A 25925-nucleotide genomic window follows, 5' to 3' on the forward strand; every position below is an offset into this window, starting at 1 on the left:
TTGTGGGTGCGGATATGGGTGCGGGCCGGGTGCGGATATGGGTGTGCCCGGCCTGTCCTCGGGGTGAGGGCGGGCCGGGCACGGGTGGTGCGGGTTCGGGCGGTGCTGTTTCGGGTGGTTTGGGTCAGTGGGTGTTGCGGACGCTGAGGGCGCGGCGGAGGTCGTCGATCTGGTCGGTGAGTTTGCGGCGCAGGGCGGGGATGAGGGCCTGGTCGGTGAGGGCCTGGTCGCCGAGGTGGAGGCTGTCGGCGTCGATGGCGTAGGCGGGGAAGGCGTAGCGTCCGGCTGCGTCGGCGATGGCGGGGCCGCGGCGGACGGCGAGTGCGGTGGCGTCGGGGTAGTAGCGGGGCACGTATGCGGCGACGAGGTCGGTCTGTTCGGGCTGCCAGAAGCCTTGGGCGGTGGCGGTGAACAGGTAGTTGGAGAGGGTGTCGTCGGTGAACATGGCGTGCCAGGCGGCGGCCTTGGCTTCGGGGGTGGGCAGGGCGGCGCGGCAGCGGGCGGCGCCTTCCTGGCCGGTGGCGCTGGGGTCGGCTTCGAGTTCGGCGGCGATGGCCTGTTCGTCGGTGGCGCCGAGGACGGCGAGACGGGTGAGGATGCGCCAGCGGAGTTCGGGGTCGAGTTCGGGGCCGCCGGGGACGGTGCCTTCGGTGAGCCAGCCGTGGATGGTGTCGGGCTGGGTGGCGGCGTCGATGAAGTGGCGTACGGCGGTGAGGCGGAGGCCGGGGTGGGTGCCGTCCTCGGTGCGGCGGATGAGGTCGCGGGTGAGGGCGGTGAGGGTGGCCAGGGCGGCGGGGCGGTCCTCGGGGGTGATGTAGCGGGCGGCGACCTGGGTGTCGGCGAAGGCGAGGACGCCTTGGAGGAGGGCGAGGTCGGTTTCGTGCGGGAGGTGGGTGCGGGCGGCTTCGAGGTAGGTGGTGGGGGCGAGTTCGCCGTCGCGGACCATGTCGCGGGCGGCGTTCCAGACGACGGCGCGGGTGAGGGGGTCGGGGATGCCGGAGAGGCCGGCCTGGAGGGTGGTCCAGGAGTCGGGGTCGAGGCGGATCTTGGCGTAGGTGAGGTCGTTGTCGTTGAGGACGACGAGGGCGGGGCGGCGGCCGGGGCGGGTGGTGGTGCGGTCGCTGTCCTGTGGGGTGTTCTGCGGGGGGATGCCGATGTCGAAGCGGTCGCGCAGGACGAGGCGGTCGGGGCCGGACTGGGTGTTGATGGCGTGGTCGTAGGTGCCGACGGTGATGTGGTGGGGGCGGGTGCCGTGGTGGTCGACGGTGAGGGACCAGGTGGTGTCGTTCTCGCCGATGTGGGGGGTGAGGGTGTCGACTCCGGTGGTGCGCAGCCACTGGTCGGCCCAGGAGTGGACGTCGCGGTCGGTGGCGGAGGCGAGGTTGTCGATGAAGTCGGCGAGGGTGGCGTTGCCGAACTTGTGGCGGGCGAAGTGGGTGTTGATGCCGGCCAGGAAGTCCTTTTCGCCGAGCCAGGCGACGAGTTGGCGCAGGGCGGATGCGCCCTTGGCGTAGGAGATGCCGTCGAAGTTGAGCATCGCGGAGGCGGTGTCGGGGACGGCGGCGGGGTCGGGGGCGACGGGGTGGGTGGAGGGGCGCTGGTCGGCGTCGTATCCCCAGCCCTTGCGGGCGACGCCGAAGTCGACCCAGGTGTCGGTGAAGCGGGTGGCTTCGGCGAGGGTCTGGTAGCCCATGTACTCGGCGAAGGACTCGTTGAGCCAGATGTCGTCCCACCAGGCGAGGGTGACGAGGTCGCCGAACCACATGTGGGCCATTTCGTGGGCGATGACCATGCCGCGGGTCTGGCGTTCGGTGTCGGTGACGGCGGAGCGGTAGATGAATTCGTCGCGGAAGGTGACGAGGCCGGGGTTCTCCATGGCGCCCGCGTTGAATTCGGGGACGAAGGCCTGGTCGTAGGAGTCGAACGGGTAGGGCTCGTCGAACTTCTCCTGGAACCGGTCGAAGCAGGCGCGGGTGATGTCGAGGATCTCGTCGGCGTCGGCGTCGAGGTGGGGGGCCAGGGAGCGGCGGCAGTGGATGCCGAAGGGCAGTCCGGCGTGTTCGGTGGTCACGGAGTGCCAGGGGCCTGCGGCGACGGCGACGAGGTAGGTGGAGACGGGGGGTGTGGGGGCGAGGGTCCAGTGGCCGTCGCCGGTGTGTTCGGCGATGCCGTTGCCGAGGACGGTCCAGCCTTCGGGGGCGGTGACGGTGAGGGCGAAGACGGATTTGAGGTCGGGCTGGTCGAACGCGGCGAAGACGCGCTGGACGTCTTCCATGAAGAGCTGGGTGTAGACGTACGTCTCGTTGTCGGTGGGGTCGGTGAAGCGGTGCATGCCTTCGCCGGTGCGGGAGTAGCGCATGGCGGCGTCGATGCGCAGTTCGTGGGGGCCGGCGGTGAGGGCGGTGAGGGGGAAGCGGTTCTCGGTGAGGCCGGCGGGGTCCAGTGCGTGTCCGTCGAGGCTGATGGAGCGCAAGGTGGCGGGCTTGAGCTCGACGAAGGTGTCACCTGCGGCGAGGGCGGTGAACTGGATGACGGTACGGGAGTCGAAGGTCTCCTCCCCCGCGGTCAGATCGAGGTCGATCGTGTACCGCTGTACGTCGAGGAACTGGGCTCGGGCCTGCGCTTCATCGCGCGTCAGTACGGACATGGGGGCCATGCTGCCGTATGGGGCGGGCGGTGTGCAGGCGGGTTCTCGCAGGGCTGACGCGGCCCGTCGGGGTCCTTTGAGGGCTAAGATTCTTGATGACGTGTACGTGTGGGGAGGGGTGCGGGATGGCGAAGGACCAGGACGCGGTGGCGTCGATCGTCGCGGACTGGCGGCGGGAGCGGCCCGAGCTGGATACGGCTCCGCTGGAGGTGTTCGGCCGGCTGCACCGGGCGTTTCTGCGCTACAGCGCGGCGATCTCGCGGCCGGTGGAGCGCAAGGGCCTGTCGATGGCCGGTTTCGATGTGCTGACGGCGCTGCGGCGGGCGGGGGCGCCGTTCCGGCGTACGGCGGGTGAGCTGGCCGATTCGGGGTTGATCAGTTCGGCGGGGGTGACGTTGCGGATCGACCGTCTGGAGAAGGACGGGCTGATCCGTCGGGAGCGGGATCCGCAGGACCGCCGGGTGGTGCACTCTCGGCTGACGGACGAGGGTCTGTCGCTGATCGACGAGTTGTTCTCGGAGCATCTGGACAATGAGCGGCGGATGTTGGCGGGGTTGTCGCCTGCGGAGTGTGCGCAGTTGGCGGGGCTGCTGGAGAAGCTGGAGCGGTCTGTGTTGGCGGCGGAGTCGGGCGAGTAGTCGCGGTTTCGCGGTGCGGGGGCGCTCCGCGGGGTGCACCTGTCCCCCGGTGCGGGGGCGCTCCGCGGGGTGCGCCTGTCCCCCGGTGCGGGTGGTGTCCTCAATCGCCGGACGGGCTTGAATTGGGGCGTCGCGCCCCGGTGTGAAGGTGTCCTCAATCGCCGGACGGGCTTGAGTTTGCCGGGGTCCGGCTTGTTGTGCCGGGTGTCCTGCTTGATGTGCCGGGTGTCCTGCTTGATGTGCCGGGTGTCCTGCTTGATGTGCTGGGTGTCCGGGCGATTGAGGAGCGGGGGTCGGGTCAGACTGTCGTTGCCTGGGCTTCTGCTTCTGTGCGGTACATGCGGCGGACGCGGACCACGCCGAGGTCGTGCTGGTAGAGGTTCTCCGCCTGGTCGGCGTCGGTGCGCAGGTCCTCCAGCATGATGCGGTCCTGTTCGAGGACGTCCCAGTGGCGGTCCTCCAGGAGCGTCTTGTAGAGGAAGCGCCAGGTGTCGCGCTGCCAGCCGGTGACCTTGCGGTAGCGCCAGAAGAAGACGGCGCAGCGGTTCTCGTCGATGGGCGTGGCCATGCCGACGATGCCGAAGGGTCCGCCGGGGCCGGCGGTCGGTGGGTAGGGGATGGTGAGGTCGACCCAGTCGACGCCGGTGCGGCAGAGCTCGACCCAGTCGAAGTTGACGCCGCTCTGGTCGGTCTTCTCGAAGAAGAAGCCGCGTTCGGTCTCGCGGATGCGGAAGCGTGCGGTGGTCTGGCCCTCGGCCATGCTGTGCGAGTCGCGGTGGAGGAACGAGCCGTGCATGGGGTCGAGGAGGTTCTCGACGGCGTAGCGCCAGTTGACGTTCCACTCGGCGTAGCAGAGGAACGCGGAGGTGCCGGGGTCGGTGAGGTGTTCGGGGAGGACGAGTGGGGTGGGTTCGGGGTGCTCGTTGTCGCCGAAGTAGGCGAGGATGCCGCCGGCGGTCTCGATGACGTGGGGGGCGGCGACGAGTTGTTTGCCTTCGAGGTTGCAGCCGGGGAGGCCGGGTACGGCGGCGACGGTGCCGGTGCCGTCGACCTGGACGCCGTGGTACCAGCAGGCGATGCGGTCGCCGAGGTGTTTGCCGAGGGAGAGGCGGGCGCCGCGGTGGGGGCAGCGGTCCTCCAGCATGTGGAGGGTGCCGTCGGCGCGGCGGAAGAGGAGCCATTCCTCGCCGAGGAGGGTGAGGCGTTTCATGCCGCCCGCGGGGACGTGGTCGGAGGGGCAGACGGCGTACCACTGGTTGCGGATGCCGGTGGCGTAGAGCTTGTCGGCGGTGCGGTTGCCGGGGCGGGCGACTTCGGAGGGGCGGGTGGGGGTGCCCGGGTGCACGGTGGTGGTGTCGGTGGTCATGGTTGTCTCACGCTCCCAGGCGTCGCATCTCGTTGCGGAAGGTTTCCTCGGTCCACGGGCTGCCGTCGGGGGCGGGCAGGTCGCGGGCGTTGAGTCCGGCGACGAGGCCGGGCAGGTCGTGGGCTCCGCTGCCGAAGACCTCTTCGATCACTGCGGCGAGCTTCTTCTCGTAGGGGGTGGGCTCGGTGGTGCGTGCCTGGTGGGGTTCGAGGTACTGCGGGGTGGTCGGGCGGGCCATGTCGGCTCCCTTCGGGGGCGTGTCAGAGGTCGAGTACGAGGCGGGGGGTGCGGGCGCGGGAGACGCAGAGCATCATCGAGGCGCCGGCTTCGCGTTCGGTTTCGGTGAGGAGGAAGTCGCGGTGGTCGGGGGTGCCTTCGAGGACCTTGGTCTCGCAGGTGCCGCAGATGCCGTCGCGGCAGGAGGAGGCGACGGGGATGCCGGCGTTCTCCAGTGCGTCGAGTACGGAGGTGTCGGGGCCGACCTCGATGGTGCGTCCGGTGCGGGAGCAGACGACGTCGAAGCCGGTGTCCTCGCCGTCGCGGGGTGCGGCGGTGGGGGCGGCGAAGCGTTCCGTACGGGCGGCGGGGTGGCGTTCCTCGACGGCGGCGAGGAGGGGTTCGGGGCCGCAGCAGTAGACCTGGGTGCCGGGGGCGAGGTCGCCGAGGAGGGTGTCGAGGTCGATGTGGCCGTGTTCGTCCTGGGGTATGAACTCGACGGTTCCGCCGGGGAGTTCGGCGAGTGAGGTGAGTTCTGCGCCGAAGGCCATGGAGGTGCGGGTGCGTCCGCCGTGGACGAGGCGCCAGGGGGTGCCGGTGCGGGTGGCTTCGCGGGCCATGGCGAGGATCGGGGTGATGCCGATGCCGCCGGCGATGAAGAGGTAGCCGGTGGCGTCGCCCGCCGGGTCGAGTTCGAAGTGGTTGCGGGGGCCCTGGACGTGGAGGGTCTGGCCGGGGCGGATGTGGGTGTGGAGGTGGGCGGAGCCGCCGCGGGAGGCGGGTTCGCGCAGGACGCCGATGCGCCAGTGGGTGGTGTCGGCGGGGTCGGAGCACAGGGAGTACTGGCGGGTGTGTCCGCCGGTGTGTACGTCGATGTGGGCGCCGGGCTGCCAGGTGGGGAGGGGTTCCCCGTCGGGGTGGGTGAGTTCGATGCTCAGGACGCCGTCGGCCTCCCAGGTCATGCGGTGGACGAGCAGGTCGAGCCGGGGTTCCTCGGCGGTTGTCATGACGGGTTGCCTCCCTGTCCAGAGGTATCGGTCGCGGTGGCGGGGAGCTTGACGGGCGGGGTGAACGGGGTGTTCATCGGGCCGAGTGCGGTGAGGTCGATCTCGACGAGGGTGGGGCCCGGGGAGGCGATGGCCTCCTTGATCACGGGTCCGGCGTCGGCTTCGGTGGCGATGCGTGCGTAGGGGAGGCCGACGGCGGCGGCGAGGAGGGCGAAGTCGGGGGTGGTGAGGTCGACTCCGGAGCGGCGGGGGAAGTGGTTGTCCTGCATGTTGCGCAGGACGCCGTAGCCGCCGTCGTTGAAGACGAGGAGCGTGAGGTCGGGCTTCTCCTGGGCGAGGGTGAGGAGTTCGCCGAGGTGGACGGCGAGGCCTCCGTCTCCGGCGATGACGACGGTGGGGGTGTCGGGGCGGCCGAGTGCGGCGCCGATGCCCATGGCGAGGCCCTGTCCGATGCCGCCGCCGCGGGGGAAGACGTTGGTGGCCGGGTCGGTGATTTCCAGGAGGCGGTTTCCCCAGGTGGAGGAGGGGATGGTGACGTCGCGGGCGATGACGGATCCGGGCGGGCAGGCGTCGCGGATGGCGTCGTTGATCGCGGCCTGGGGTCCGATGGCGTGGCGCTGTGCGGTGCGGGCGTCGGTGCGTGCCTTGCGTACGCGGTCCGGCCAGCTCGTCTCCGTACCACCGCTGGTGACGCGTCCGAGGAGTGCGGCGAGTACGGCGGTGGCGTCGCCGTGGAGGGCGACGGTGGCGGGGTACACGCGGCCGGGGGCGGCGGGGTCGAGGTCCAGCTGGATGTGGACGGGCGGGAGTCCGAGGCTGTAGTCGGCGGTTTCGTTGGAGCGGAAGTGGGTGCCGATGGAGAGCAGGACGTCGGCTTCGGCGAGGAGGGCGCGGCCGGCGGGTGCGGTGGCGTAGTTGCCGAGGACGCGGTCGTCGGATTCGGGGACGGAGCCGCGGCCGGAGTTGGAGGTGACGAGTCCGGCGTTCAGGGCGTCGAGGAGTGCGGCGAGTTCGGGGCGGGCGGTGTTGGCTCCGCCGCCGGCCCAGACCAGGGGGCGGCGGGCGGCGGAGAGGAGTGCGGCCGCCTCGTCGAGGAGTGCCGGGTCGGGCAGGGCGGGGGTGGCCGGCCGTGGCACGGGGGTGGCGGTGAGCTGCTGGGGGGCGAACTGCAGGTCGATGGGCCATTCGACGCTGACGGGGCCGTGCGGGGCGGTGAGTGCGCGGGCTGCGGCGTCGCGGAGGATGTCGCCGGCGGATGCGGCGTCGGTGACGGTGACGGCGTGGGTGGAGACCGCGCGGAGCATGCCGAGCTGGTCCTTGGTCTCGTGGATGAAGCCGCGTCCGGAGCCGAGGTGTTCGCTGTCGATCTGTCCGGTGATGTGGAGGACGGGGGTGCCGGAGCTCAGGGACTCGATGAGGGATCCGGCGGCGTTGCCCGCTCCCGTGCCGGTGCTGGTGAGGGCGCAGCCGAGGTTGCCGGTGGCGCGGGCGTAGCCGTCGGCGGCGTTGACGGCGGCGGCTTCGTGGCGGACGGGGACGAAGCGGAGGTCGCGGTCGACGGCTTCGACGAGCGGCAGGTTGTGCACGCTGACGATGCCGAACACCGTGTCGACGCCGAGTGCGCGCAGCGTCTCGACGAGCAGGTCGCCGCCGTTGGGTCGGGTCATGTCGGGTGCTCCTGAGGGGTGGTGGGGGTGAGGGGTTATGCGACGGCGCGGTTGACGCCGCCGCAGACGTCGACGGTGGTGCCGGTGATGTACGAGGCCCTGGGTGAGAGGAGGGCGGTGACGGCGTACGCGACTTCGTCGGCGTTGCCGAGGCGGCCGAGTGCGATGCCGCGGTCGGCGGCGAGTGCCGTCTGCCAGGCGGGGTAGTCGAGGGGGCTGCCGGAGGCGGCGTAGCGGCGTTCCCACTGTCCGGTGTCGACGAGGCCGAGGCAGACGGAGTTGACGCGGATGCCGTCGGGGGCGAGTTCCTTGGACAGGGAGGTGGAGAGGTTGAGGATGCCGGCGCGGGCGGCGCTGGTGGTCATCAGTGCGGTCTCGGGTTGTTTGGCGAGGACGGCGTTGATGTTGACGACGGAGGCGTGGCCGGAGGCGCGCAGGTGGGGCAGGGCGGCGTTGAGGGGGTTGAGGACGCCGAAGAACTTGAGTTCGAGTTCGTCGCGCCAGTCGTCGGTGGTGGTCTCGGCGAAGGGTTTCATCCGGGAGGCGCCGGCGTTGTTGACGAGTCCGTCGAGGCCGCCGAGGTGGTCGGCTGCGGCCTCGGTGAAGGCCTGTACGGCGGCTTCGTCGCGGACGTCGCACGGGGCGTGGTAGAGCGCGTCCGGGGTGGCGAGGCCGTCGAGGGCCTGGGCGAGGGCGTCGGCCCGGCGGCCGCAGGTGGCGACGCGGGCGCCTTCGGCGAGCAGCATGCGGATGGTGGCGAGGCCGACGCCGGAGCTGCCGCCGGTGACGAGGATGCGGTGGCCTTTCAGGCGGAGGTCCATGGGGTTCCTTGCGGTTGGGGGTGGGGCGGGGGGCAACGAGGCCCGGTGCGGGGGTGTCCTCAATCGCCGGACGGGCTTGATTCGCCAGGACGGGCTTGGTCTGCCCGCGCGGGCCTGCTTGGCCAGGACGGGCATGGGGGGCGGGCCTGGACGGCGGGCCCAGTCGGTCAGTTCATCGTGAAGCCGCCGTTGACCGCGAAGGTCTGGCCCGTGATGTAGCCGGACTCGTCACCGATGAGGAAGGCGATGAGACCGACCAGGTCGGCGGGTTGCTGGGGGCGGGAGATGGCCCGGTTGAGGCGGTACAGCTCGTGGCGTTCGGCGGGGATGTCGACGGCGGACTCCCCTTCGGTGAGACCGGGGGCGACGGCGTTGACGGTGATGCCAAGGTCTCCGATCTCGCGTGCCATGGCCCGGGTCAGGGAGATGACGGCGCCCTTGGAGGCGATGTAGTGGGCGAGGCGGGGGGAGCCGTACAGGGCGGCGTCCGAGGCGAGGTTGACGATGCGTCCGCTGCCGTGGGCCCGCATGAGCGGGAGGAGGGCGCGGGCGACGAGCCAGGGGCCTCGGGCGTTGACCGTCATGATGCGGTCCCAGGCGTCGATGTCGATCTCGTGGAACGGTTTGCCGCCGACCGCGTTGGCGAGTCCGGCGTTGTTGACCAGGCCGTACAGCCGGGTGCCGTCGCCGGCGAGGGTGGCGGCCAGGGCGGCGGTGGAGTCGGGGTCGGCGACGTCGAGCGGGTGGTAGTCGGCGGTGATGCCTTCGGCGCGCAGTTCCCGGGCGGCCTGCCGGCCGGTGGTCCCGTCGAGTTCGGCGATGACGACGCGGTGGCCGTCGTTGCCGATCCGGCGGGCCGCGGCCAGTCCCAGGCCGCGGCCGGCGCCGGTGACGACGACCGTGCGGGGGGTGTCGTCGGTGGCCATCAGTCGCGGGTGATGCCGTGCATCGGGGAGTGCGCGGGGTAGGTGGGGACCTGCGGCTTCTGGGTGCCGATGATGACGCAGAACAGGGCGTCGGTGTCGCCTTCGTTCTTCAGGGAGCGGGCGACTCCGGCGGGGACGACGATCATGTCGCGGTAGCCGAGGGTGCGGTACTCGGCCTCGTCGGCGCCGCGGTGGATGCCGACCTTGACCTGGCCCTCCAGGACGAAGAAGGCCTCCTCGACGTCGTGGTGGGTGTGCTCGGGGCCTTCGGCGCCCGGCGGGAGCAGCATGTTGGAGAGGGTGAAGCCGCCGGAGGGCAGGATGCGGTTGTCGTTCTCGTGGTTGCCGGTGGCGCCGGAGCCGACGTAGCGGATCTGGGCGCGGCGGTACTGGGCGCCGGCCTTCTCCTGGAAGGAGAGGGTGTTCCAGTCGGGTTCGCGGGAGTCCTTGGTGGCGATGAGGGAGTCGGTGAACTTCGCGAGGTCGCCGTCGGTCTCGTACGGGGTGTTGTCGATGGGCACGGGGTGCTCCTGGTTCTGTGGGTGGGTGCGGGGTCTCGTCGTTACGCGGGAACGCGGGCGACGACGTGGAGGTGGGCGCGGACCCAGGCGTTGAAGGCCTCGGGGCGTTCCTGGTTGGAGAGGTGTCCGGCGCCGGAGAGGGTGACGTAGACGGATTTGGTGAGTCCGCCGGCGATGGCCTGTGACTCGTCGGTGCCGGTGACGGTGTCCTGTTCGCCGCACAGCACGAGGGCGGGTGCGGTGATGGCGGGCAGGTCGTGGGTGAGGTCGGCTTCGGCCATGGAGGCGGCGGCGTAGCCGTAGCCGGGGCTGCGGATGGAGGCGGCCATGGTGTTGACGACGCGTGCGACGAGTTCGGGGGGTGCGCCGGCGGAGACGAGGCGTGGTCCGCGGGCGGCGGCGAAGGCTTCGGGTCCCTGGTCGGCGAGTTGGTGTGCGCGCCCGCGCATGGCGTCGGCCTTCTCCGGGTGGGTGCCGGAGCCGCGGCTGGAGTCGGCGACGATCAGGGAGGCGACGAGGTCGGGGTGGCGGGTGGCGAGGCGCAGTGCGATGACGCCGCCCCAGGAGACTCCGAGGACGTGGGCGGGGCCGCCGTGTGCGCGGATGAGGGCGGCGGCGGCGTCGGCGTAGCCGTCGAGGCCGGGCGCGTGGTCGGGGTCGGCGGAGTCCGCGTAGCCGGGGGCGTCCCAGGCCACGATGCGCACCTGGTCGGCGAGGGCATCGAGTTGGGGGGCGAAGGCGGCGGAGGAGGAGCCGATGCCGTGGAGGCAGAGGAGCAGCGGGGCCTCCGGGTCGCCGGCTTCCCGCGTATGAACCCCGGCGACGGCGGTGGCGGCGGTCACAGGATCTGTCCCGCCCGGCCGACGACGGCGCCGAGGCTGCGGAGCACGGCGTGCGGGACGACCTGGCTGGTGGCGGGGTTGGCTTCGTCGGGCCGGTGGGCGACCTCGAAGCGGTAGGTGCCGTGCGGTCCTGCGGCGTCGATGACGTGCCGGGTGAGGGTGGCGGCCGGGTCGGCGACGACGACGACCTGGACGAGGGCGGGGTCGCCGGTGGCGAGGGCGACGGATGCGGCGACGTTGGTCGACTTGGGGAACTTCACCGGGACGTCGACGGCGGTGCCGCGCATCACTTCGACGGGTTCGGTGGTGGTGCGCAGCCGTTCGGTGAGCTCCGCGTCCATCCAGGGCTGGTGGAGGGTGGCGGGGAGTTTGGTGGTGGTGAGGGTGACGGAGGTGAGGGGGCCGAGTCCGCGGACGGCCTGGAGGAGGTCGAGTCCGCCGACGGCTCCGCCGGTGAAGTAGACGCGTCCGGGTCCGGCGGCGCGCAGCCGGTCGGTGAGGGCGGGGTCGACGAGGGCGCCGGTGGAGGCGATGAGCAGGTCGGCGCCGCTGTCGAGGACGCGCTCGGCCCATTCGCGTACGACGGCCTGGCCCGCTGCTTCGACGATGAGGTCGCAGACGGTGAGGGCGTCCTCGAAGGAGAGCTGGGGTGCGGGGGCGTCGACGAGGGGGCGGTTGTCGATGATGCAGGTGAGTTCGGCGCCGGGGATGTGGCCTTCGGCGAGGGCGGTGCCGACGACGCGTCCGATGGCGCCCCAGCCGACGAGGCCGATGCGGCGCACGGGGCGGGTGGGGCGGGTGGTGGTGTCCGGCCGGGGGGTGAGGGTGGTGGTCATGCGGTCACCTCTTCTGGCGCGTCGGTGGGGGTGGCGAGGGGGCCGGGGTCGGGGGTTCCGGCCATGTGGCTGCGGATGCCGGGTGAGGGCGGTCCTGCGGTTCCCCACAGGTCGGAGAGGTCGGGGGTGCGGCGCCAGACCTTGGCGATCCAGGCGTCCTCGACGATCTGGGCGACCTCGGAGGTGTACTCGCAGACGAGTCCGGCGGGGTCGGTGAAGTAGGAGAAGGTGTTGTTGCCGGGGCCGTGACGGCCGGGTCCCCACTGGGGGTTGATGCCGTGGTGGCGCAGGCGTCCGAGGCCGCGCATGAAGTGGTCGACGGACGTCATCTCGTAGGCGACGTGGTTGAGGGAGGTCCACTCGGCCTGGTTGAACGCGATGCAGTGGTGGTCGGCGTTGCAGCGCAGGAACGCCATCTGGTGTTCGGACCAGTCGGAGACGCGCAGGCCGAGGACCGAGGTGTAGAAGGCGACGGCGGCGTCGATGTCCGTGGTGTTGAGGACGGTGTGGGTGACGCCGACGGGGACGGCTGCGTCCCGGCCGCGCGGGGTGACGGCGTGGGTCTGGGCGCTGAGTTCGATCAGCCGGCCCTCGGGGTCGGTGAAGCGGAGTCCGTAGCCGCCGCCGACCTGGTCGAGTGGGCCGGGTCCGGCGACGGGGACGATGGACCGGGCGAGGAGCCGGCGGGCGGCCTCGTCGATCTCGGCGGGGGTGGCGACGGCGAAGGTGATGCGGCCGAGGCCGTTCTGCTCGCCGCGGGCGAGGTGGAGGACGTGGTGTTCCTCGCCGGTGCCGCGCAGCCAGGTGGCGTCCGCTTCCTGTTCGACGGGTTCCAGGCCCCAGACCTCGCGGTAGAAGTCGGCGGACTCGGTGAAGGCGGGGGTGCGGAGCTCGACGGAGCGCAGGGCGCGCAGCCGGGCGACGGGCGCCTGCAGGGGGTGTGGGGTGTTCTCGTACGGCATGGGGGGCTCCGGCTTCTTCTCGCTCGGCTTCACGGCGTGGCCCGGGGCGTTCGCCTTCACTGGGCGGCCCAGGGCAGGGGGGTGGTGTCGGTGGCCCAGTAGAGGGACTTCTGCCGCTGGTAGCCGCGGATGAGGTCGCGGCCCTTCTCGGTGCCGATGCCGCTGTCCTTGAGCCCGCCGAACGGGGTGGAGATGCTGAACTGCTTGTACGTGTTGATCCAGACGGTGCCCGCGTCGATGCGGCGGGCGAGGCGCCAGGCCCGGGCGTGGTCGCGGGTCCAGATGCCGCAGGCCAGTCCGTAGACGCTGTCGTTGGCCTGGGTGACGAGGTCGTCCTCGTCGTCGAAGGGCAGGGCGACGACGACGGGTCCGAAGATCTCCTCCTGGCAGACGCGGGCGGTGTTGGGCAGGCCGTCCAGGACGGTGGGGAGGTAGTAGGCGCCGTCGCGGTAGCGCTCGCCGTCGGGGGCCGCTCCTCCGCACCGGACGGTGGCGCCTTCCTCGCGGGCCAGGTCGACGTAGGCGGCGACGCTGTCGCGGTGCTTGTGGTGGACGAGCGGGGCTACCTGGGTGTCGGGGTCGGTGCCGGGTCCGACGCGGAGCTTCTCGGTACGGGAGACGAGTTCGCCGAGGAACTCCTCGTAGCGGGAGCGGTGCACGAACAGCCGGGAGCCGGCGATGCAGCTCTGTCCGCTGGAGGAGAAGACGCCGTACATGACGCCGGCCAGCGCCTGCTCCAGGTCGGCGTCCTCCAGCACGATCGTCGGGGACTTGCCGCCGAGTTCGAGGGAGACGGGGATGAGTTTGTCGGCGGCGGCGTGGGCAAGGGTGCGGCCGGTGGAGGTGCCGCCGGTGAAGGTGATCTTCTCCACGGCCGGGTGGCGGACGATCGCGTCGCCGATGACGCTGCCGCGGCCGGGCAGGACGGAGAGCAGCGCGGTGGGCAGCCCGGCCTCGGTGAGTGCCCGGTGGACGAGGCGGCCGAGCGCGAGGGCGACGAGGGGGGTCCACTCGGCGGGCTTGAGGAGGACGGCGTTGCCTGCGGCGAGGGCGGGGGCGAGCTTCTGGGCGTCGCTGGCGATCGGCGAGTTCCAGGGGGTGATCGCGCCGACGACGCCGATGGGTTCGTGGACGCTCATCGTGACGTACGGGCCGCGGGAGGGGGTGAGGGCGTCCTCCGCGGTCTCCAGGGCGGCGGCGGCGTAGCGGAAGGTGCCGGCGGCGCTGTGGACGAGGGCGCGGGTCTCGGTGCGGCATTTGCCGGTGTCGGCGGTCTGCAGGGCGGAGAGCCGGTCGGCGCTCTGCTCGACGAGGTCGGCGATGCGGTGGAGCAGCCGGGCACGGAGGTGGGCGGGGAGCTCGCGCCAGGCGGGGTCGTGGGCGGCGCGGGTGGCCGCGGTGGCGGCCTCCTCGACGTCGTCGAGGGATGCGGCGTGCACGGTGGCGATGACCTGGCCGGTGGCCGGGTCGACCGTCTCGATGAGGGCGCCACGGCCCTGTCGCCACTGCCCCGCGACCAACACCTCGTCGGCAAGCATCAGTTGGCCTCCTGCGATCGAATCGATTACCTCAGGCCTAAAAATCTAAGGGCTTAAGTAATTGACCGCAAGCCCCCTCGGCAAAATCTCCTTTTGCCTCGGAGGTCTTGACGGCGACCACCCCGGCACCGGTAAAACTTAAGCACTTAAAAGCTAGGCACTTACAGAGGTGCGTGGGCGACTTCGCAAGCGTGGGTGACTTCACGCGTGGGTGACTTCACAAGGTCACGAGCACCGTGCGGCCGTTCCCACCCGTACGCTCACCTCATCCCCCTCCCCTCTGTAACCCCGTACACCTGGCTCCCCAACCGCTCCGGCCCCATGCGGAGCAGGAGGAACCCTGGATGAGCACCGACACCTCGAAGGACGCCGCCGCTCCCGGCGCCTCGCCGGCCGGCACCACCCGCGCCACCATCGCCGCCCGCTTCGAGCGCCTGCCGCTCTCCCGCTGGCACGTCACCGTCCGCCTGATCGTGGGTGTCGTCACCTTCTTCGAGGCCTTCGACCAGCTGCTGATCGCCTACGCGCTGCCGGAGCTCCGCGACGAGTGGCAGTTGTCCACGGGCGACGCCACGGCGGTCCTCACGGTCGGCTCGGCCGGCATGCTCGTCGGCGCCCTGCTGTCGGGCCGGCTGGCCGACCGCTACGGCCGGGTGAAGGTGATCGCGTACTGCGTGGCCGCGTCCGGTCTCGTGAGCCTGGCGCTGACCGCCTGCACCTCGCTCACCCCGTTCCTGGCCCTGCGCTTCGTCCAGGGGCTCGCGATCGGCGGCGAGGTGCCGGTGGCGGCGGCCTTCATCAGCGAGATCACCCGGAGCTTCAAACGGGGCCGCTTCGTCCTGCTGTACGAGCTCGTCTTCCCGGCCGGCCTCACCATCGGCGCCCTGGTCGCGGCCTGGGTGGTCCCGGCGGCGGGCTGGCGCGTGATGTTCGCGGTCGCCGCCGTGCCCGGCCTGCTGGCCTTCCTCGTCCAGCGCAAGGTCCCGGAGTCGCCGCGCTGGCTCGCGGAACGCGGCCGTCTGGCGGAGGCCGACGCGGTGATGACCGGCATCGAGGCCAAGGTGTCGGCGGCGACGGGCGAACCACTCCCCCGCCCGTCCGGCCCCGGCCCCGCCGATCAGAAACCCGTGGCGGTGGCCACCGCCACCCCGGCGGAACGCGCCGCGACCGGTATCCGCGGCCTGTTCACCGGCCGCTACCGGCGCCGCACCCTCGTCGTCGGCGCGATCTGGTTCACCGGCTACTTCGTCAACTACGGCGTGACGTCCTGGCTGCCCAGCATCTACAAGGACGCGTACGGCCTCACCCTCTCCGACGCCCTGCTCTACTCCACGGTGACCTCGGTCGCCGGCCTGCTCGGCTGTCTGATCGTCGCGCTCACGGTGGACGTCCTGGGCCGCCGCCGGATCTTCGCGATCTGCCTCGGCGCCTCGGCCGCACTCCTGCTCACCCTGGCCGCGCTCGGCGCGGGCACCCCGGCAGAGGTCCTGATCTGGACCTCGCTCTCGGCGGTCGGCTTCTTCGGCTCCAACATCTGCCTGTACCTGTACACACCCGAGCTCTACCCGACCCGGATGCGCGCCCTGGGCTGCAGCGTCGGCGGCGCGGTCAACCGGCTGGGCGTGATCCTCGGCCCGATCCTGGTGGGCGTGGTCTACGCGGCGGGCGACAGCGTCGCCGCGGTGTTCGTGATGCTGGGAGGGGTGGCGCTGGTGGGCGCGGTGGTGGCGGGAACGCTGGCGGAGGAGACGGCGAACCGGCCGCTGGAGGAGATCTCGCCCTGACGGCGGCCAATCGCCCCATCGACGGGCGCAACCTTCGGGGCCTCTGTCGCGTCCCGCGTTGCGACAGGCGCGACAGGCCGGCGCTCTCGCACGGATCGGGGCGGGACGGGGTGGGCAGTGACCGGACAGGTGAGTGGGATCGCCGGGCCGCAGGTCCCGGGCCCGCGTGAAAGGCCGCCCCGGATCACGGGGGTCGTGCCATGGGCAGTGGCAGCGGGCGCCATCGCCTGGGGTGTCGCGGGAAGCGTGCGTGCCGCACACATGGCGAACTATCCCTGGAACGTATGGACACCGATCGGCTACGGGGCGGTGAAGGGTGTATTCCTGGGACTGCTGGCCGGCTGGTGCGCGGTGCTGGGCGTCCGCGTCGGCCGGGCGGTCCACCGGACGAAGGGTGGCACAGCGGTCCGGTGCTCGGCACCGCTCTTCGCCGGCGGACTGCTGGGCGGACTGGTGCCCGGGTCACTGCGCGACTTCCTGGGGCCACCGCAGCCCCGGACCCTGCGCTACTTCGACGGCCCGAGGCCCGCATCGGAGTGGTACTGGCGGCCCCTGCTGTCCGAGTGGCTGATCTACACGGTGCTCCCGGCGCTGGGCTGTGCGGTGCTTCTGACGGTGGGCGCAGTGGTGTGTGCCCGGTCCTCGCGCCGCGACAGCGCCGGCTGGGTGGTGCCCGCCCTGGTGGGTACGGGCCTGCTGCTCCTCCCCCACTACGCGGCCGCGGGCCTGCCCGCGCCGCAGGGGAACGGTGATCACGTCAACGAGTCGGCGACGGCGGGGATCACCGTCATGGCTACGGGCTTCGGTCTACTGGTAAGCGCCTGGGTCGCCCGGTCGAGGCGCAGACGGCCGGACCAGCGGTCCGGAGGACGCCCCTGCGCCCCATGAGGAGCGGCCACCCGGAACGGCCGGCCGACGACGGGCCTGCCTCAGGCCGCGCCGTTCGCCGCCGACTCCTCCGCGATCCGTTCGTGGTGGCGGATGACCTCCGCCACGATGAAGTTCAGCAGCTTCTCGGCGAAGGCCGGGTCCAGATGGGCGCTCTCGGCCAGTTGACGGAGCCGGGCGATCTGGCGGGACTCGCGGGCCGGATCGGCCGGGGGGAGCTGGTGGGCGGCCTTGAGGTGGCCGACCTGCTGGGTGCACTTGAAGCGCTCCGCGAGCATGTGGACAACAGCCGCGTCGATGTTGTCGATGCTCTCGCGCAGCCGGTTCAGTTCGGCGCCTACGGAATCGTCGATGTCGCTCGTGGTCATGGTCAGAGAGCTTAGAGGGACCGGACTACGGGATGATCGTCGGAGGGTGTTCCGGGTCCGGGACTCGGTCGCTCCAGCCGCCCGGCACGCTGCGGCCCTGCTGTTCGCGGAAGCGGACCGGGGCCATGCCGACGCGGCGGGCGAACAGCCGGGAGAAGTACGCCGGGTCGTCGTACCCCACCCGCCGGGCGACAGCGGCGACGGGCAGGTCCCCGGTGGCCAGCAGCTCCTTGGCGCGGCCGAGGCGGATGGTCAGGAGGTAGTCCTTCGGGCTGCACCCGGCCCCCCGCCGCACCGCCGTGCGGAGTTCGGCGGGCGTCATGCCGTGCCGGGCGGCGTGCTCGGCGACGGACAGCGGCTGGAAGGCATCGCGGGCCAGGGCCTGCAGCACCGGGTCGCCGTCGGGGCCGACATCGGCGCGCGCCCGGCGGAGCGCGACGAGGAGTTCATGGACGGCCGCCCCCGTCTCCACCTCCAGCAGGGGGTTGCCCCGCCGGGCCGCCCGTACCATCCGGCCGATCGCGGCCCGTGGTGCCGCGGTGTCGGCGAGCGGGACGAGCGGGCGTTCGGGTTCGATGTAGCCGAGTTCGGTGTACGTGGCGGTGGCCGGCCCCGTGAAGTCGACGAAGCTCTCGTCCCAGCCGGTGACCGGGTCGGCTCCGTAGTGGTGCGGGGTGCCGGGGGTCAGCCAGATCAGGCTGGGCGCGGTGACGGGCACCCGGCGACCGTCCGGACCGGCGAACCATCCGCTGCCCGCGTTGATGACGACGGCCACGTGGTGGTCCAGGGTGCGGGGGCCGACGGTCGGCAGCGTGCCGTGCTGCAGGCCGACTCCCAGGCAGACCAGGCCGAGGCGGTGGTGGAGCGGGCTCGGGGTGAAGAAGCGCATCCAGGTGTGGTACATCGTCCTTCGCTCCTCCGTCCGCGGCCGTGTGACGTGCAGCGCCGTGTGCTGCGTTGTACTGCGTCGTGCTGCGTCGTGCTGCGTCCAATCAGCAGTGATCTTTGTCCATGGACCGGCCGCACGCCAGGGGGTGAGGCTGGGCCGTGACATTGCTCCCGGGTTCGCCCGCTCCGTCCCACGTACCGCGTTCCGCTCGTACCGGGCCGCGCAGCGCGGCGTTCACGGGACCGCGCGCATCAGGAGAGAACGAGCACGATGGCTGACTTCACCGTGGCGGACGACCACTTCCGGATCGACGGGAAGCCCGTACGGCTGCTGTCGGGGGCCCTGCACTACTTCCGGGTGCACGAGGCACAGTGGGAGCACCGGCTGTCGATGCTGCGGGCGATGGGTCTGAACTGCGTCGAGACGTATGTGCCGTGGAACCTCCACGAGCCGCGACCGGGCGAGTTCCGCGGCGTCGGGGCGCTCGGCCGTTTCCTGGACGCGGCCGAGCGGGCCGGTCTGTGGGCGATCGTGCGCCCGGGGCCGTACATCTGCGCGGAGTGGGAGAACGGCGGGCTGCCGGCGTGGGTGACCGGGCGGTTCGGCCGGCGGGTGCGGACCCGGGACGAGGGCTATCTGGACGCGGTGGAGCGGTGGTTCGCCGCGTTGCTGCCGCAGGTGGTGGAGCGACAGACCGACCGCGGCGGGCCGGTGATCATGGTGCAGGCGGAGAACGAGTACGGCAGCTACGGCACCGACGCCGTCTATCTGCGCCGGATCGCGGCGCTGCTCGGTGAGTCCGGCGTGCGCGTTCCGCTGTTCACCTCCGACGGTCCCGAGGACCACATGCTCACCGGTGGTTCGGTGCCCGGTCTGCTCGCCACGGCGAACTTCGGTTCGGGCGCGGGCGAGGCGTTCCGGGTGCTGCGCCGCCATCAGCCCGGTGGTCCGCTGATGTGCATGGAGTTCTGGTGCGGCTGGTTCGAGCACTGGGGCGCGCCGCCGGTCCAGCGGGATCCGGCGCAGGCCGCCGACGCGCTGCGGGAGATCCTGGAGTGCGGGGCCTCGGTGAACATCTACATGGCACACGGGGGGACGAACTTCGCGGGCTGGGCGGGGGCCAACCGTTCCGGGCCGCTCCAGGACGGGGACCTGCTGCCGACGGTGACGTCGTACGACTACGACGCACCGGTCGACGAGTACGGGCGGGCCACGGAGAAGTTCCACCTGTTCCGGGAGGTCCTCGCCCCGTACGCGGACGGGCCGCTGCCCCCGCTGCCCGCCGAGCCCGCCGGCCTGGCTCCGGTACGGGCCGAACTGACCGAGTGGGCGCCGCTGCCCGACGTCATGGAGGCGCTGGGCGAGAAGGAGACGGCGGAGTCCGGTGTGCCGCCCACGTTCGAGGAACTGGGCCTGGACCGCGGCCTGGTCCGCTACCGGGTCGCGGTTCCGGGTCCGCGCGCCCCGTACACCCTGGGGGTTTCGGGCCTGCGCGACCGGGCGGTCGTGTACGTGGACGGGGTCCGCCGGGGCGTGCTGAGCGAGGCGGACAGCACGCTGGCGGAGCCGGTGGGCGGGCCCGCCGAGGTGGAGCTGTGGGTGGAGTCGCTGGGCCGGGTCAACTACGGGCCCCGGCTGGGTGAACCGAAGGGGATCACCGGGGGTGTGCTGCACGAGCGCCAGTTCCTGCACGGCGTACGGGCGCGGGCGCTGCGGCTCGACGCGTTCGACGGGCCGGCCGCGTTGGAGGGTGTCCCGTTCGTGCCGGTCGACGGGTCCGGGGGGACCGGCCTGTACCGGGGCACGTTCGAGGTCGCCGACGTGTCCGGAACCGGGCACGCGGGGTTCGAACTGCCGGGCTGGACGCGTGGGTTCGTCTGGGTGAACGGGTTCTGCCTCGGACGTTACTGGGCGGCGGGCCCGCAGCGGACGCTGTACGTGCCGGGTCCGGTGCTGCGGGACGGGACCAACGAGGTGTGGGTGCTGGAGGTGGAGGGTGCGGCGGCTCCGTACGCGGAGCTGGGCCCGGGTGCGCCCGTGCGGGCACCGGGCCCGGCGGCCACGGACGTCTGACAGGCCCCGCCCGCCCCGGTCTGCGGGCGCCGGGCCCGGCGGCCACGGACGTCTGACGGGGCCCGCCCGCCCCGGTCTACAGTGGTGCGGAGTCGAGCGTCGCGAAGTGGGGGTGGGGGACGTGGCGGACAGCCCCCAGGGCAGCCCGGTGGTGCACGGTTTCCCGCATCTGGACACCGTCCGCTCCGCGATCACCGCGCTGTACCGCCGTCTGTCGTACGACGGCGTGCACCGCTTCGCCCCGAGCCTCGCCCCCGCCGACGCGGCGTTCGCCGACGCGGACGACCTGCATCTCGGTGCGCAGCGGGTGGCGCGGGCGATGGTGCAGCACCTGCGGCTGCCGGACGCGCGGATGATCGTGGCGTTCCGTGCGATGGAGCATGCGGGAAGTGTCGAACTCGCGGCGGGACCGGAGTACTTCATCGAGCTGAACGACCGCTTCCGCACTCATCGCCGGGACATCGGCGCCGCGCTGTCGCACGAGGTCATGCATGTGCTGCTGCACCGGCTCGGCCTGGAGTTCCCGGGGACCCGGGACAACGAGATCCTGACCGACACCGCGGCGGCGTACCTGGGGGCGGGCTGGCTGCTGCTGGACGCGTTCCGGGAGGACGCCACGTCCAGCCAGAAGCTCGGCTACCTCACTCCGGAGGAGTTCGGGTACGTGCTGGCCAAGCGGGCGCTCGCCTTCGACGAGGATCCCTCGCCGTGGTTCACCAGCCCGCAGGCGTACACCGCGTACACCAAGGGCCGGGCGCAGGCCCTGCGCGAGAGTGCGCAGCCGCCGCTGACGGCCGCGGGCTGGGCGGGCCGGCGCCGGTACGCCAAGGACCGGCGGTACGCCCAGGACCATCCCGGTGCGGCTCCGGTCCCGGGTCCCGGGGTTCCGTACGCCTTCGAGGCGGGCGGGGACGGGCTGCGGGTCGCGTTCGCGTGCCCGACGTGCCATCAGCGCAACAGGGTGCCGGTACGCGGCCGGGTGCGGGCGCGGTGCGCGCTGTGCCGGACGGTGCTGGACTGCACCACCTGAGAGCGCGTGGACGGACAAGAGGCCCTGGCGCGCGCCGTATTACAGTCGAAATATGACAGAAGATCCGATGGCGGCGGCAGGGGATGCGCCCAGCCTGTTCGAGGCGCTGCACGAGGGTGAGAACGCCGTCGTACAGCTGCTCCGCAGCGGCGTGCCCGCCGAGTCGGTGGACGAGGACGGGGCGAGCGCCCTCTATCTCGCGGCGGTGTCCGACCGGCCGGGGGTGGTGCGGCTGCTCCTCGCCGCGGGCGCCGACCCCGACCGGGCCTGCGGTCCCGAGTCGGGTGACCTGCCGCTGTGCGGGGCTGCGTGCGGCGGGCACACGGAGGTGGTCGAGGCGTTGCTGGCGGCCGGGGCGCGGCCGGATCTGCGTGAGCAGTTCGGGTTCACGGCGCTGCGGTGGGCGGTGGGGCTCGGTCATGCGCGGACCGCCGAGGTGCTGCTGGCGTACGGCGCGGATCCGTGTCTGCCGGGTCCGGAGGGCGAATCTCTTCTGCTGCTCGCGGCCCGCAGGGGCTCTCTGCCAACGGTGCGTGCGCTGTTGCGGCACGGTGCGGGGGCGGCGGACGGCGCGGTCGAGGAGGCGCTGGGCGAGGCGAGGCGCTTGCTGGACACCGACCTGGAGCAGGAGATGCGGGCGGGCCTGCGGGAGTCGTACGGGGAGAGGGGTGCGTACGAGGTCGTGGTGAGCCGGTCCGTGGTCGACGGCGGACAGACGCTGTCCGTCGAACTGGTCCGTGACGGTCGTCCGTTCGCGGGCCGGGACCAGCAGACGGGACACGGTGCGATCGCCACGGTCCTGGAGACGGAGCTGGGTGTGCGCGCCTCCTTCGAGGAGCTGGCACGTCGGGCTCTGCGGTCCGGGAGCCCGGAGCTGGACAACTGGCGGGCGTCGGCCGAGGCGCTGTGCGAGCGCGGCGACGAGGAGACCCGCCAGGCGGCGGCCGCGTGGTGCGCGGCGGACGACCCGTTGCGTCGGGCGTTCGGCACGGACGTCCTCGCGCGGCTCGGGGCACGAACAAGCCCGTCCGGGCGGTAAAAGCAGCCCGTCCGCCGCTTGAGGACGGAAACGGTGCTCCGGGCGAACCCGGTTGCCGCTCCGTCCTCGAACGCCGGACGGGCTGAGACGTGACCTGCTACGCCGCGCGACGACCCCGCGCAGGCGCACCACCGCGACCGGCACCGCCGGCGCGACCCGCGCCACCCGCGCCGGCACCGCGCGAGGCGCCGCCGGCACCGCCGGTGCGGCCGGCACCACCCGCGCCACCGGCGCGTCCCGCGCCACCCGCGGCGCTGCCACCGGCACCACCCGCGCCACCGGATCCGCCGCGCCTGCCGCGGCCACGGCTGCCCGAGCGGAACCCGCCGCCGGTGCCGGTGCCCGTACCCGTGCCGCCGCCGGACCGCGTGCGCGGCTTCGGCGGGGTCGGCTGCGGGGCCTCGATCACGATCGCGATGCCGGACGGTTCGCGCGCCCCGGTGATCCGGGTGAGCTCCTCGTCACTGGACCTGATCCGCGTGGTGCGGGGGGCGATGCCCGCGTCCTGCATCAGCCGGGTCATCTCCCGCTTCTCCTCGGGCAGCACGAGTGTGACGACGCTGCCGGACTCCCCGGCGCGCGCCGTGCGTCCACCGCGGTGGAGGTAGTCCTTGTGGTCGGTGGGCGGGTCCACGTTGACGACCAGGTCGAGGTCGTCGACGTGGATGCCGCGGGCCGCCACGTTCGTCGCGACGAGCACGGTGACCTCGCCGGTCTTGAACTGGTCCAGGGTCCGGTTGCGCTGCGGCTGGGAACGCCCGCCGTGCAGCGCGGAGGCCCGTACACCGCTGGCGAGCAGCCGCTTGGCGAAGCGGTCCGCGCCACGCTTGGTGTCGACGAACATGATCACGCGGCCCTCACGGGCGGCGATCTTCGTGGCGACGGCCTTCTTGTCGGTCTCGTCGAGGACATGGAGCACGTGGTGCTCCATGGTGGTGACGGCACCGGCGGACGGGTCGACCGAGTGCACGACGGGGTCGGTCAGGAACATCTTGACCAGCCGGTCGATGTTCTTGTCCAGGGTCGCGGAGAACAGCATCCGCTGTCCGCCTTCCTCGACCTGCTTGAGCAGCGCGACGACCTGCGGCATGAAGCCCATGTCGGCCATCTGGTCGGCCTCGTCGAGGACCGTGATGGAGACCTGGTCGAGGCGGCAGTCGCCGCGTTCGATGAGGTCCTTGAGCCGGCCCGGCGTGGCGACGACCACTTCGGCGCCGCGGCGCAGGGTGCCGGACTGCTTGGTGATCGACATGCCGCCGACGACGGTGGCCATCCGCAGGTTGACGGCGGTGGCGTACGGCGTCAGCGCGTCGGTGACCTGCTGGGCGAGCTCGCGGGTCGGGACGAGGACGAGGGCCAGCGGCGCCTTCGGCTCGGAGCGGCGCCCGGCGGTGCGGGCCAGCAGCGCGAGGCCGAAGGCGAGGGTCTTGCCGGAGCCGGTGCGGCCGCGGCCGAGGATGTCCCGGCCGGCGAGCGAGTTCGGCAGGGTGGCGCCCTGGATCGGGAACGGGTCGGTGACGCCCTGCGCGGCAAGGGTTTTCAGCAGGGCGGCGGGCATGTCCAGCTCGGCGAACGCCTCGACGGCGGGCAGTGCGGGGGTCATGGTTTCGGGCAGGGCGAACTCACCCTGCGGCGGCGTGGCCCTGCGACGGGGAGACGCCTTGCCGGATCCCTTGCCGGAACCCTGTGCGGTTGCCTTTGCCTGGGCCGTGCCACGCCCCCTCGACGGGCGATTGCGGGCGGGACGGTCCTGACGTTCGGAGCGGGTCATACGGAATTGCCCTCCTGGGGGATTCCTGGGAACTACGTGGGACTGCTGGGGACTGCTGGAGAGTTCCGGGGGCTTGCGTGGACGTGCGGTCATACCGCCGTACGCGGCGCGCGGAACGCTCGGGACTCCCGGGGTGCTTCGTCGCACCCGGTGCGGGGCGCCGGTCGGCGCCCGTCTTTGCGTTGCTTCCCAGGGACAGCACAAGCCGGGACCCGCACCTTCACGGTGCGGGCCCCGGCTGCGAGGTACGCGTCCGGCAATTAGGCCGGGACGATGTTCTCCGCCTGCGGGCCCTTCTGGCCCTGCGTGACGTCGAAGGAGACCTTCTGGCCCTCCTGGAGCTCACGGAAGCCCTGGGTGGCGATGTTGGAGTAGTGGGCGAAGACGTCGGCGCCGCCGCCGTCCTGCTCGATGAAGCCGAAGCCCTTTTCCGAGTTGAACCACTTCACGGTTCCAGTAGCCATGTCATTCTCCTAAAACAGGTGCAGTGCCGGAAATCCGCACTTTACGAATTCCAAGTCGCCGCATTGAGCCCCACCCGGAGAAAGCCGGAAAACAATAAAGCGCCTGAGGAAGCATTCCCGTCAGGCGCACATAAAGTTCATGGGTACCAAAACTGCAACCGGACCACCGTAGCACGATCTGCCGATCAGCGGTGGGACACGCCGCGCCGCCGGCCGGCGGATTGCCGGGAGACCCCTTGGGGCGTCCGGCCAAGGGGCCTTTCGGAACTGTTCGAAACCGTCCCGCGAACTGTCCCGCATCCGGTTCAGCGACGCAGCGCGATGCCGTCCAGGACCATCGAGAGGTACTGGCGGGCGATCTCCTCCGGGCTGTGCCGGCCGCCCGGCCGGTACCAGGACGCGGCGACCCAGACGGTGTCCCGGACGAACCGGTAGGTGAGGCGGACGTCGAGGTCGTCCCGGAAGGTCCGGTCGGCGACGCCTCGCTCCAGGGTGCCGAGCCAGGCCTTCTCGAACTTCTCCTGGGACTCGACGAGGTACTGGAACCGGGGCTGCGCCGCCAGGTGCCGGGCCTCCTTCTGGTAGATGGCGACGGCGGCACGGTGCCGGTCGATCTCGCGGAAGGATTCGGTGACGAGTGCCTCGATGGTCTCCCGGGGGCCGAGCCCCGCGTCGAGGACGGAGTCGTACCCCTCCCAGAGCTCGTTCAGGAAGGTGGAGAGGATCTCGTCGAGCATCGATTCCTTGGAATCGAAGTGGTAGTAGAGACTGCCCGCGAGCATGCCGGCCTCGTCCGCGATCCTGCGGACGGTCGTGGCGTTGTATCCCTGGGCGGCGAACACCTCGGCGGCGGTGGCGAGCAGTTCGTCACGACGCTCGGGCGAGGGGGTCGCCTGGGGCTTCTTCTTGGTAGGCACGCACCCATTCTCCGCCCGGTGGCCGCCGCCCCGGACGGGCCCCGTCCACGCCGCCCCGTCAGGGCGCCGTGACCGTCGACCCGTCGTCGTTGCCCCGGCGGACCGTGTGCAGGGCCCGGCCGGGGCGCCAGACCTGGACGACCAGGGTGTCGCCGCCCTCGATCCCGGTGCGTACGACCTCGGTGAGCTCCACCCGGAAGAGGTGGAAGGGTTCCGGCGGCTTCACCTCGTCGATGAAGCGGGCCAGCAGGTCCGGGTCGGCCACCTCCACCGCGCGTCCGGAGATCCGTACGTCCCCGTCGGCCATCTCGGCGTCGGGGCCCGGGTTCGCCTGCACCGCGAAGCGGGGGTCGCGGCGCAGGTCCAGTGCTTTGCGCGAGTTCGGCATCATGCCGAGAAGCGGCTCGTCCAGCCGGAAGTCCACTTCGAGGCCGGTCACCCGGGGCGAGCCGTCCTTGCGGAGGGTCGCCAGGACGTGGTGCTTGTACTGCTCGAAGCGACGGCGCACGGTGTCGGCGAAGTCCGGTTCGGCGGTCCGGAAGTCTGCCCAGTTCGATGAGGTCATGACTCCATCGAACCCGGGAATCCCGACATCCTCTGTCCGGATTCCGCCAAGCACGGCGATGGACCACCCGGACGGATGCCACGGCGGCCCCGGCGTGGTGTGCTGGAAGGGGTGGAGGCCGCCGTCCGGGCGGCAGGGAGGGCCGCTCCC

General features: G+C 71.9%; 24 protein-coding genes. 6 read left to right on the top strand and 18 right to left on the bottom strand.

Features of this window, described 5'->3' with window-relative positions; translation table 11 throughout:
* Positions 1-124: 124 nt before the first annotated feature.
* Complete coding sequence (gene pepN / locus OG446_RS08065; protein WP_328893364.1) at positions 125-2647, bottom strand: aminopeptidase N; 2523 nt, start codon at positions 2645-2647, stop codon at positions 125-127.
* Between the two features lie 125 nt (positions 2648-2772).
* Between pepN and OG446_RS08070 the strand changes: the two genes are divergently transcribed.
* Complete coding sequence (locus OG446_RS08070; RefSeq protein WP_328893365.1) at positions 2773-3285, top strand: MarR family winged helix-turn-helix transcriptional regulator; 513 nt, start codon at positions 2773-2775, stop codon at positions 3283-3285.
* A 298-nt stretch (positions 3286-3583) separates the two neighbouring features.
* Here the strand turns inward: OG446_RS08070 and OG446_RS08075 are convergent, their stop codons facing one another.
* The 11 genes from OG446_RS08075 to OG446_RS08125 form a co-directional block, all read right to left on the bottom strand.
* On the bottom strand, positions 3584-4651 hold the full coding sequence (locus tag OG446_RS08075; RefSeq protein ID WP_328893366.1) for an aromatic ring-hydroxylating dioxygenase subunit alpha: 1068 nt from the start codon (positions 4649-4651) through the stop codon (positions 3584-3586).
* A 7-nt stretch (positions 4652-4658) separates the two neighbouring features.
* Positions 4659-4889: a recombinase-like helix-turn-helix domain-containing protein gene (locus tag OG446_RS08080; RefSeq protein WP_328893367.1), complete on the bottom strand. Its 231-nt coding sequence runs from the start codon at positions 4887-4889 to the stop codon at positions 4659-4661.
* A 22-nt stretch (positions 4890-4911) separates the two neighbouring features.
* Positions 4912-5874: a PDR/VanB family oxidoreductase gene (locus OG446_RS08085; protein WP_328893368.1), complete on the bottom strand. Its 963-nt coding sequence runs from the start codon at positions 5872-5874 to the stop codon at positions 4912-4914.
* Complete coding sequence (locus tag OG446_RS08090; RefSeq protein WP_328893369.1) at positions 5871-7541, bottom strand: thiamine pyrophosphate-binding protein; 1671 nt, start codon at positions 7539-7541, stop codon at positions 5871-5873. The genes OG446_RS08085 and OG446_RS08090 overlap by 4 nt, the downstream gene beginning before the upstream one ends.
* Before the next feature lie 35 nt (positions 7542-7576).
* Positions 7577-8362, bottom strand: coding sequence for an SDR family oxidoreductase (locus OG446_RS08095; protein WP_328893370.1), 786 nt, complete (start codon positions 8360-8362; stop codon positions 7577-7579).
* 167 nt (positions 8363-8529) lie between these two features.
* Entirely contained in the window at positions 8530-9288 is a 759-nt protein-coding gene (locus OG446_RS08100) for an SDR family oxidoreductase (protein WP_328893371.1), read from the bottom strand.
* Complete coding sequence (locus OG446_RS08105; protein WP_148015699.1) at positions 9288-9809, bottom strand: cupin domain-containing protein; 522 nt, start codon at positions 9807-9809, stop codon at positions 9288-9290. The genes OG446_RS08100 and OG446_RS08105 overlap by 1 nt, the downstream gene beginning before the upstream one ends.
* A gap of 41 nt (positions 9810-9850) precedes the next feature.
* Positions 9851-10651 (bottom strand): alpha/beta fold hydrolase, encoded by an 801-nt coding sequence (locus OG446_RS08110; RefSeq protein ID WP_328893372.1) that lies wholly within the window; start codon positions 10649-10651, stop codon positions 9851-9853.
* Positions 10648-11487 carry an aspartate dehydrogenase domain-containing protein gene (locus tag OG446_RS08115; RefSeq protein WP_328893373.1) on the bottom strand — a complete coding sequence of 280 codons (840 nt, stop codon included), beginning with the start codon at positions 11485-11487 and terminating at the stop codon, positions 10648-10650. The genes OG446_RS08110 and OG446_RS08115 overlap by 4 nt, the downstream gene beginning before the upstream one ends.
* Entirely contained in the window at positions 11484-12449 is a 966-nt protein-coding gene (locus tag OG446_RS08120; protein ID WP_328893374.1) for a VOC family protein, read from the bottom strand. The genes OG446_RS08115 and OG446_RS08120 overlap by 4 nt, the downstream gene beginning before the upstream one ends.
* A 56-nt stretch (positions 12450-12505) precedes the next feature.
* Entirely contained in the window at positions 12506-13987 is a 1482-nt protein-coding gene (locus OG446_RS08125; protein WP_328893375.1) for an aldehyde dehydrogenase, read from the bottom strand.
* Positions 13988-14331: 344 nt separating this feature from the next.
* Between OG446_RS08125 and OG446_RS08130 the strand changes: the two genes are divergently transcribed.
* Positions 14332-15771 carry an MFS transporter gene (locus OG446_RS08130; protein ID WP_328893376.1) on the top strand — a complete coding sequence of 480 codons (1440 nt, stop codon included), beginning with the start codon at positions 14332-14334 and terminating at the stop codon, positions 15769-15771.
* 195 nt (positions 15772-15966) lie between these two features.
* Positions 15967-16659 (top strand): hypothetical protein, encoded by a 693-nt coding sequence (locus OG446_RS08135; RefSeq protein ID WP_328893377.1) that lies wholly within the window; start codon positions 15967-15969, stop codon positions 16657-16659.
* Between the two features lie 41 nt (positions 16660-16700).
* Here OG446_RS08135 and OG446_RS08140 read toward each other — a convergent pair whose 3' ends face one another.
* Both OG446_RS08140 and OG446_RS08145 read right to left on the bottom strand, forming a co-directional pair.
* Positions 16701-17027 carry a chorismate mutase gene (locus OG446_RS08140; RefSeq protein WP_328893378.1) on the bottom strand — a complete coding sequence of 109 codons (327 nt, stop codon included), beginning with the start codon at positions 17025-17027 and terminating at the stop codon, positions 16701-16703.
* A 25-nt stretch (positions 17028-17052) separates the two neighbouring features.
* A complete protein-coding gene (locus OG446_RS08145; protein ID WP_328893379.1) occupies positions 17053-17931 on the bottom strand; it encodes a helix-turn-helix domain-containing protein in 879 nt (292 codons plus the stop codon).
* A gap of 255 nt (positions 17932-18186) precedes the next feature.
* On the opposite strand from OG446_RS08145, the gene OG446_RS08150 reads away from it, so the two are divergent.
* The 3 genes from OG446_RS08150 (at position 18187) to OG446_RS08160 (ending at position 22058) form a co-directional block, all read left to right on the top strand.
* Complete coding sequence (locus OG446_RS08150; RefSeq protein ID WP_328893380.1) at positions 18187-19989, top strand: glycoside hydrolase family 35 protein; 1803 nt, start codon at positions 18187-18189, stop codon at positions 19987-19989.
* Between the two features lie 121 nt (positions 19990-20110).
* Positions 20111-21019, top strand: coding sequence for a hypothetical protein (locus tag OG446_RS08155; RefSeq protein WP_328893381.1), 909 nt, complete (start codon positions 20111-20113; stop codon positions 21017-21019).
* Between the two features lie 52 nt (positions 21020-21071).
* Positions 21072-22058, top strand: coding sequence for an ankyrin repeat domain-containing protein (locus tag OG446_RS08160; protein ID WP_328893382.1), 987 nt, complete (start codon positions 21072-21074; stop codon positions 22056-22058).
* Positions 22059-22155: 97 nt separating this feature from the next.
* On the opposite strand, the gene OG446_RS08165 is transcribed toward OG446_RS08160, so the two are convergent.
* The 4 genes from OG446_RS08165 to OG446_RS08180 form a co-directional block, all read right to left on the bottom strand.
* A complete protein-coding gene (locus OG446_RS08165) occupies positions 22156-23829 on the bottom strand; it encodes a DEAD/DEAH box helicase (protein ID WP_328893383.1) in 1674 nt (557 codons plus the stop codon).
* 260 nt (positions 23830-24089) lie between these two features.
* Positions 24090-24293, bottom strand: a complete 204-nt coding sequence (locus OG446_RS08170) for a cold-shock protein (RefSeq protein WP_015607926.1) — start codon at positions 24291-24293, stop codon at positions 24090-24092.
* 305 nt (positions 24294-24598) lie between these two features.
* Positions 24599-25210 carry a TetR/AcrR family transcriptional regulator gene (locus OG446_RS08175; RefSeq protein ID WP_328893384.1) on the bottom strand — a complete coding sequence of 204 codons (612 nt, stop codon included), beginning with the start codon at positions 25208-25210 and terminating at the stop codon, positions 24599-24601.
* Positions 25211-25268: 58 nt separating this feature from the next.
* The gene (locus OG446_RS08180) at positions 25269-25775 is read right to left on the bottom strand and encodes a pyridoxamine 5'-phosphate oxidase family protein (RefSeq protein WP_328893385.1); all 507 of its coding nucleotides are present in this window, start codon (positions 25773-25775) and stop codon (positions 25269-25271) included.
* Positions 25776-25925: the final 150 nt, after the last annotated feature.

Source organism: Streptomyces sp. NBC_00236 (assembly GCF_036195045.1).
In the GTDB taxonomy this organism is placed as follows: Bacteria; Actinomycetota; Actinomycetes; order Streptomycetales; family Streptomycetaceae; genus Streptomyces.

Coding starts and splice junctions, on each gene's coding strand:
- pepN (WP_328893364.1), bottom strand. CDS start 2,647: ATGTCCGTACTGACGCGCGATGAAGCGCAGGCCCGAGCCCAGTTCCTC.
- OG446_RS08070 (WP_328893365.1), top strand. CDS start 2,773: ATGGCGAAGGACCAGGACGCGGTGGCGTCGATCGTCGCGGACTGGCGG.
- OG446_RS08075 (WP_328893366.1), bottom strand. CDS start 4,651: ATGACCACCGACACCACCACCGTGCACCCGGGCACCCCCACCCGCCCC.
- OG446_RS08080 (WP_328893367.1), bottom strand. CDS start 4,889: ATGGCCCGCCCGACCACCCCGCAGTACCTCGAACCCCACCAGGCACGC.
- OG446_RS08085 (WP_328893368.1), bottom strand. CDS start 5,874: ATGACAACCGCCGAGGAACCCCGGCTCGACCTGCTCGTCCACCGCATG.
- OG446_RS08090 (WP_328893369.1), bottom strand. CDS start 7,541: ATGACCCGACCCAACGGCGGCGACCTGCTCGTCGAGACGCTGCGCGCA.
- OG446_RS08095 (WP_328893370.1), bottom strand. CDS start 8,362: ATGGACCTCCGCCTGAAAGGCCACCGCATCCTCGTCACCGGCGGCAGC.
- OG446_RS08100 (WP_328893371.1), bottom strand. CDS start 9,288: ATGGCCACCGACGACACCCCCCGCACGGTCGTCGTCACCGGCGCCGGC.
- OG446_RS08115 (WP_328893373.1), bottom strand. CDS start 11,487: ATGACCACCACCCTCACCCCCCGGCCGGACACCACCACCCGCCCCACC.
- OG446_RS08120 (WP_328893374.1), bottom strand. CDS start 12,449: ATGCCGTACGAGAACACCCCACACCCCCTGCAGGCGCCCGTCGCCCGG.
- OG446_RS08125 (WP_328893375.1), bottom strand. CDS start 13,987: ATGCTTGCCGACGAGGTGTTGGTCGCGGGGCAGTGGCGACAGGGCCGT.
- OG446_RS08130 (WP_328893376.1), top strand. CDS start 14,332: ATGAGCACCGACACCTCGAAGGACGCCGCCGCTCCCGGCGCCTCGCCG.
- OG446_RS08140 (WP_328893378.1), bottom strand. CDS start 17,027: ATGACCACGAGCGACATCGACGATTCCGTAGGCGCCGAACTGAACCGG.
- OG446_RS08145 (WP_328893379.1), bottom strand. CDS start 17,931: ATGTACCACACCTGGATGCGCTTCTTCACCCCGAGCCCGCTCCACCAC.
- OG446_RS08150 (WP_328893380.1), top strand. CDS start 18,187: ATGGCTGACTTCACCGTGGCGGACGACCACTTCCGGATCGACGGGAAG.
- OG446_RS08160 (WP_328893382.1), top strand. CDS start 21,072: ATGACAGAAGATCCGATGGCGGCGGCAGGGGATGCGCCCAGCCTGTTC.
- OG446_RS08165 (WP_328893383.1), bottom strand. CDS start 23,829: ATGACCCGCTCCGAACGTCAGGACCGTCCCGCCCGCAATCGCCCGTCG.
- OG446_RS08170 (WP_015607926.1), bottom strand. CDS start 24,293: ATGGCTACTGGAACCGTGAAGTGGTTCAACTCGGAAAAGGGCTTCGGC.
- OG446_RS08180 (WP_328893385.1), bottom strand. CDS start 25,775: ATGACCTCATCGAACTGGGCAGACTTCCGGACCGCCGAACCGGACTTC.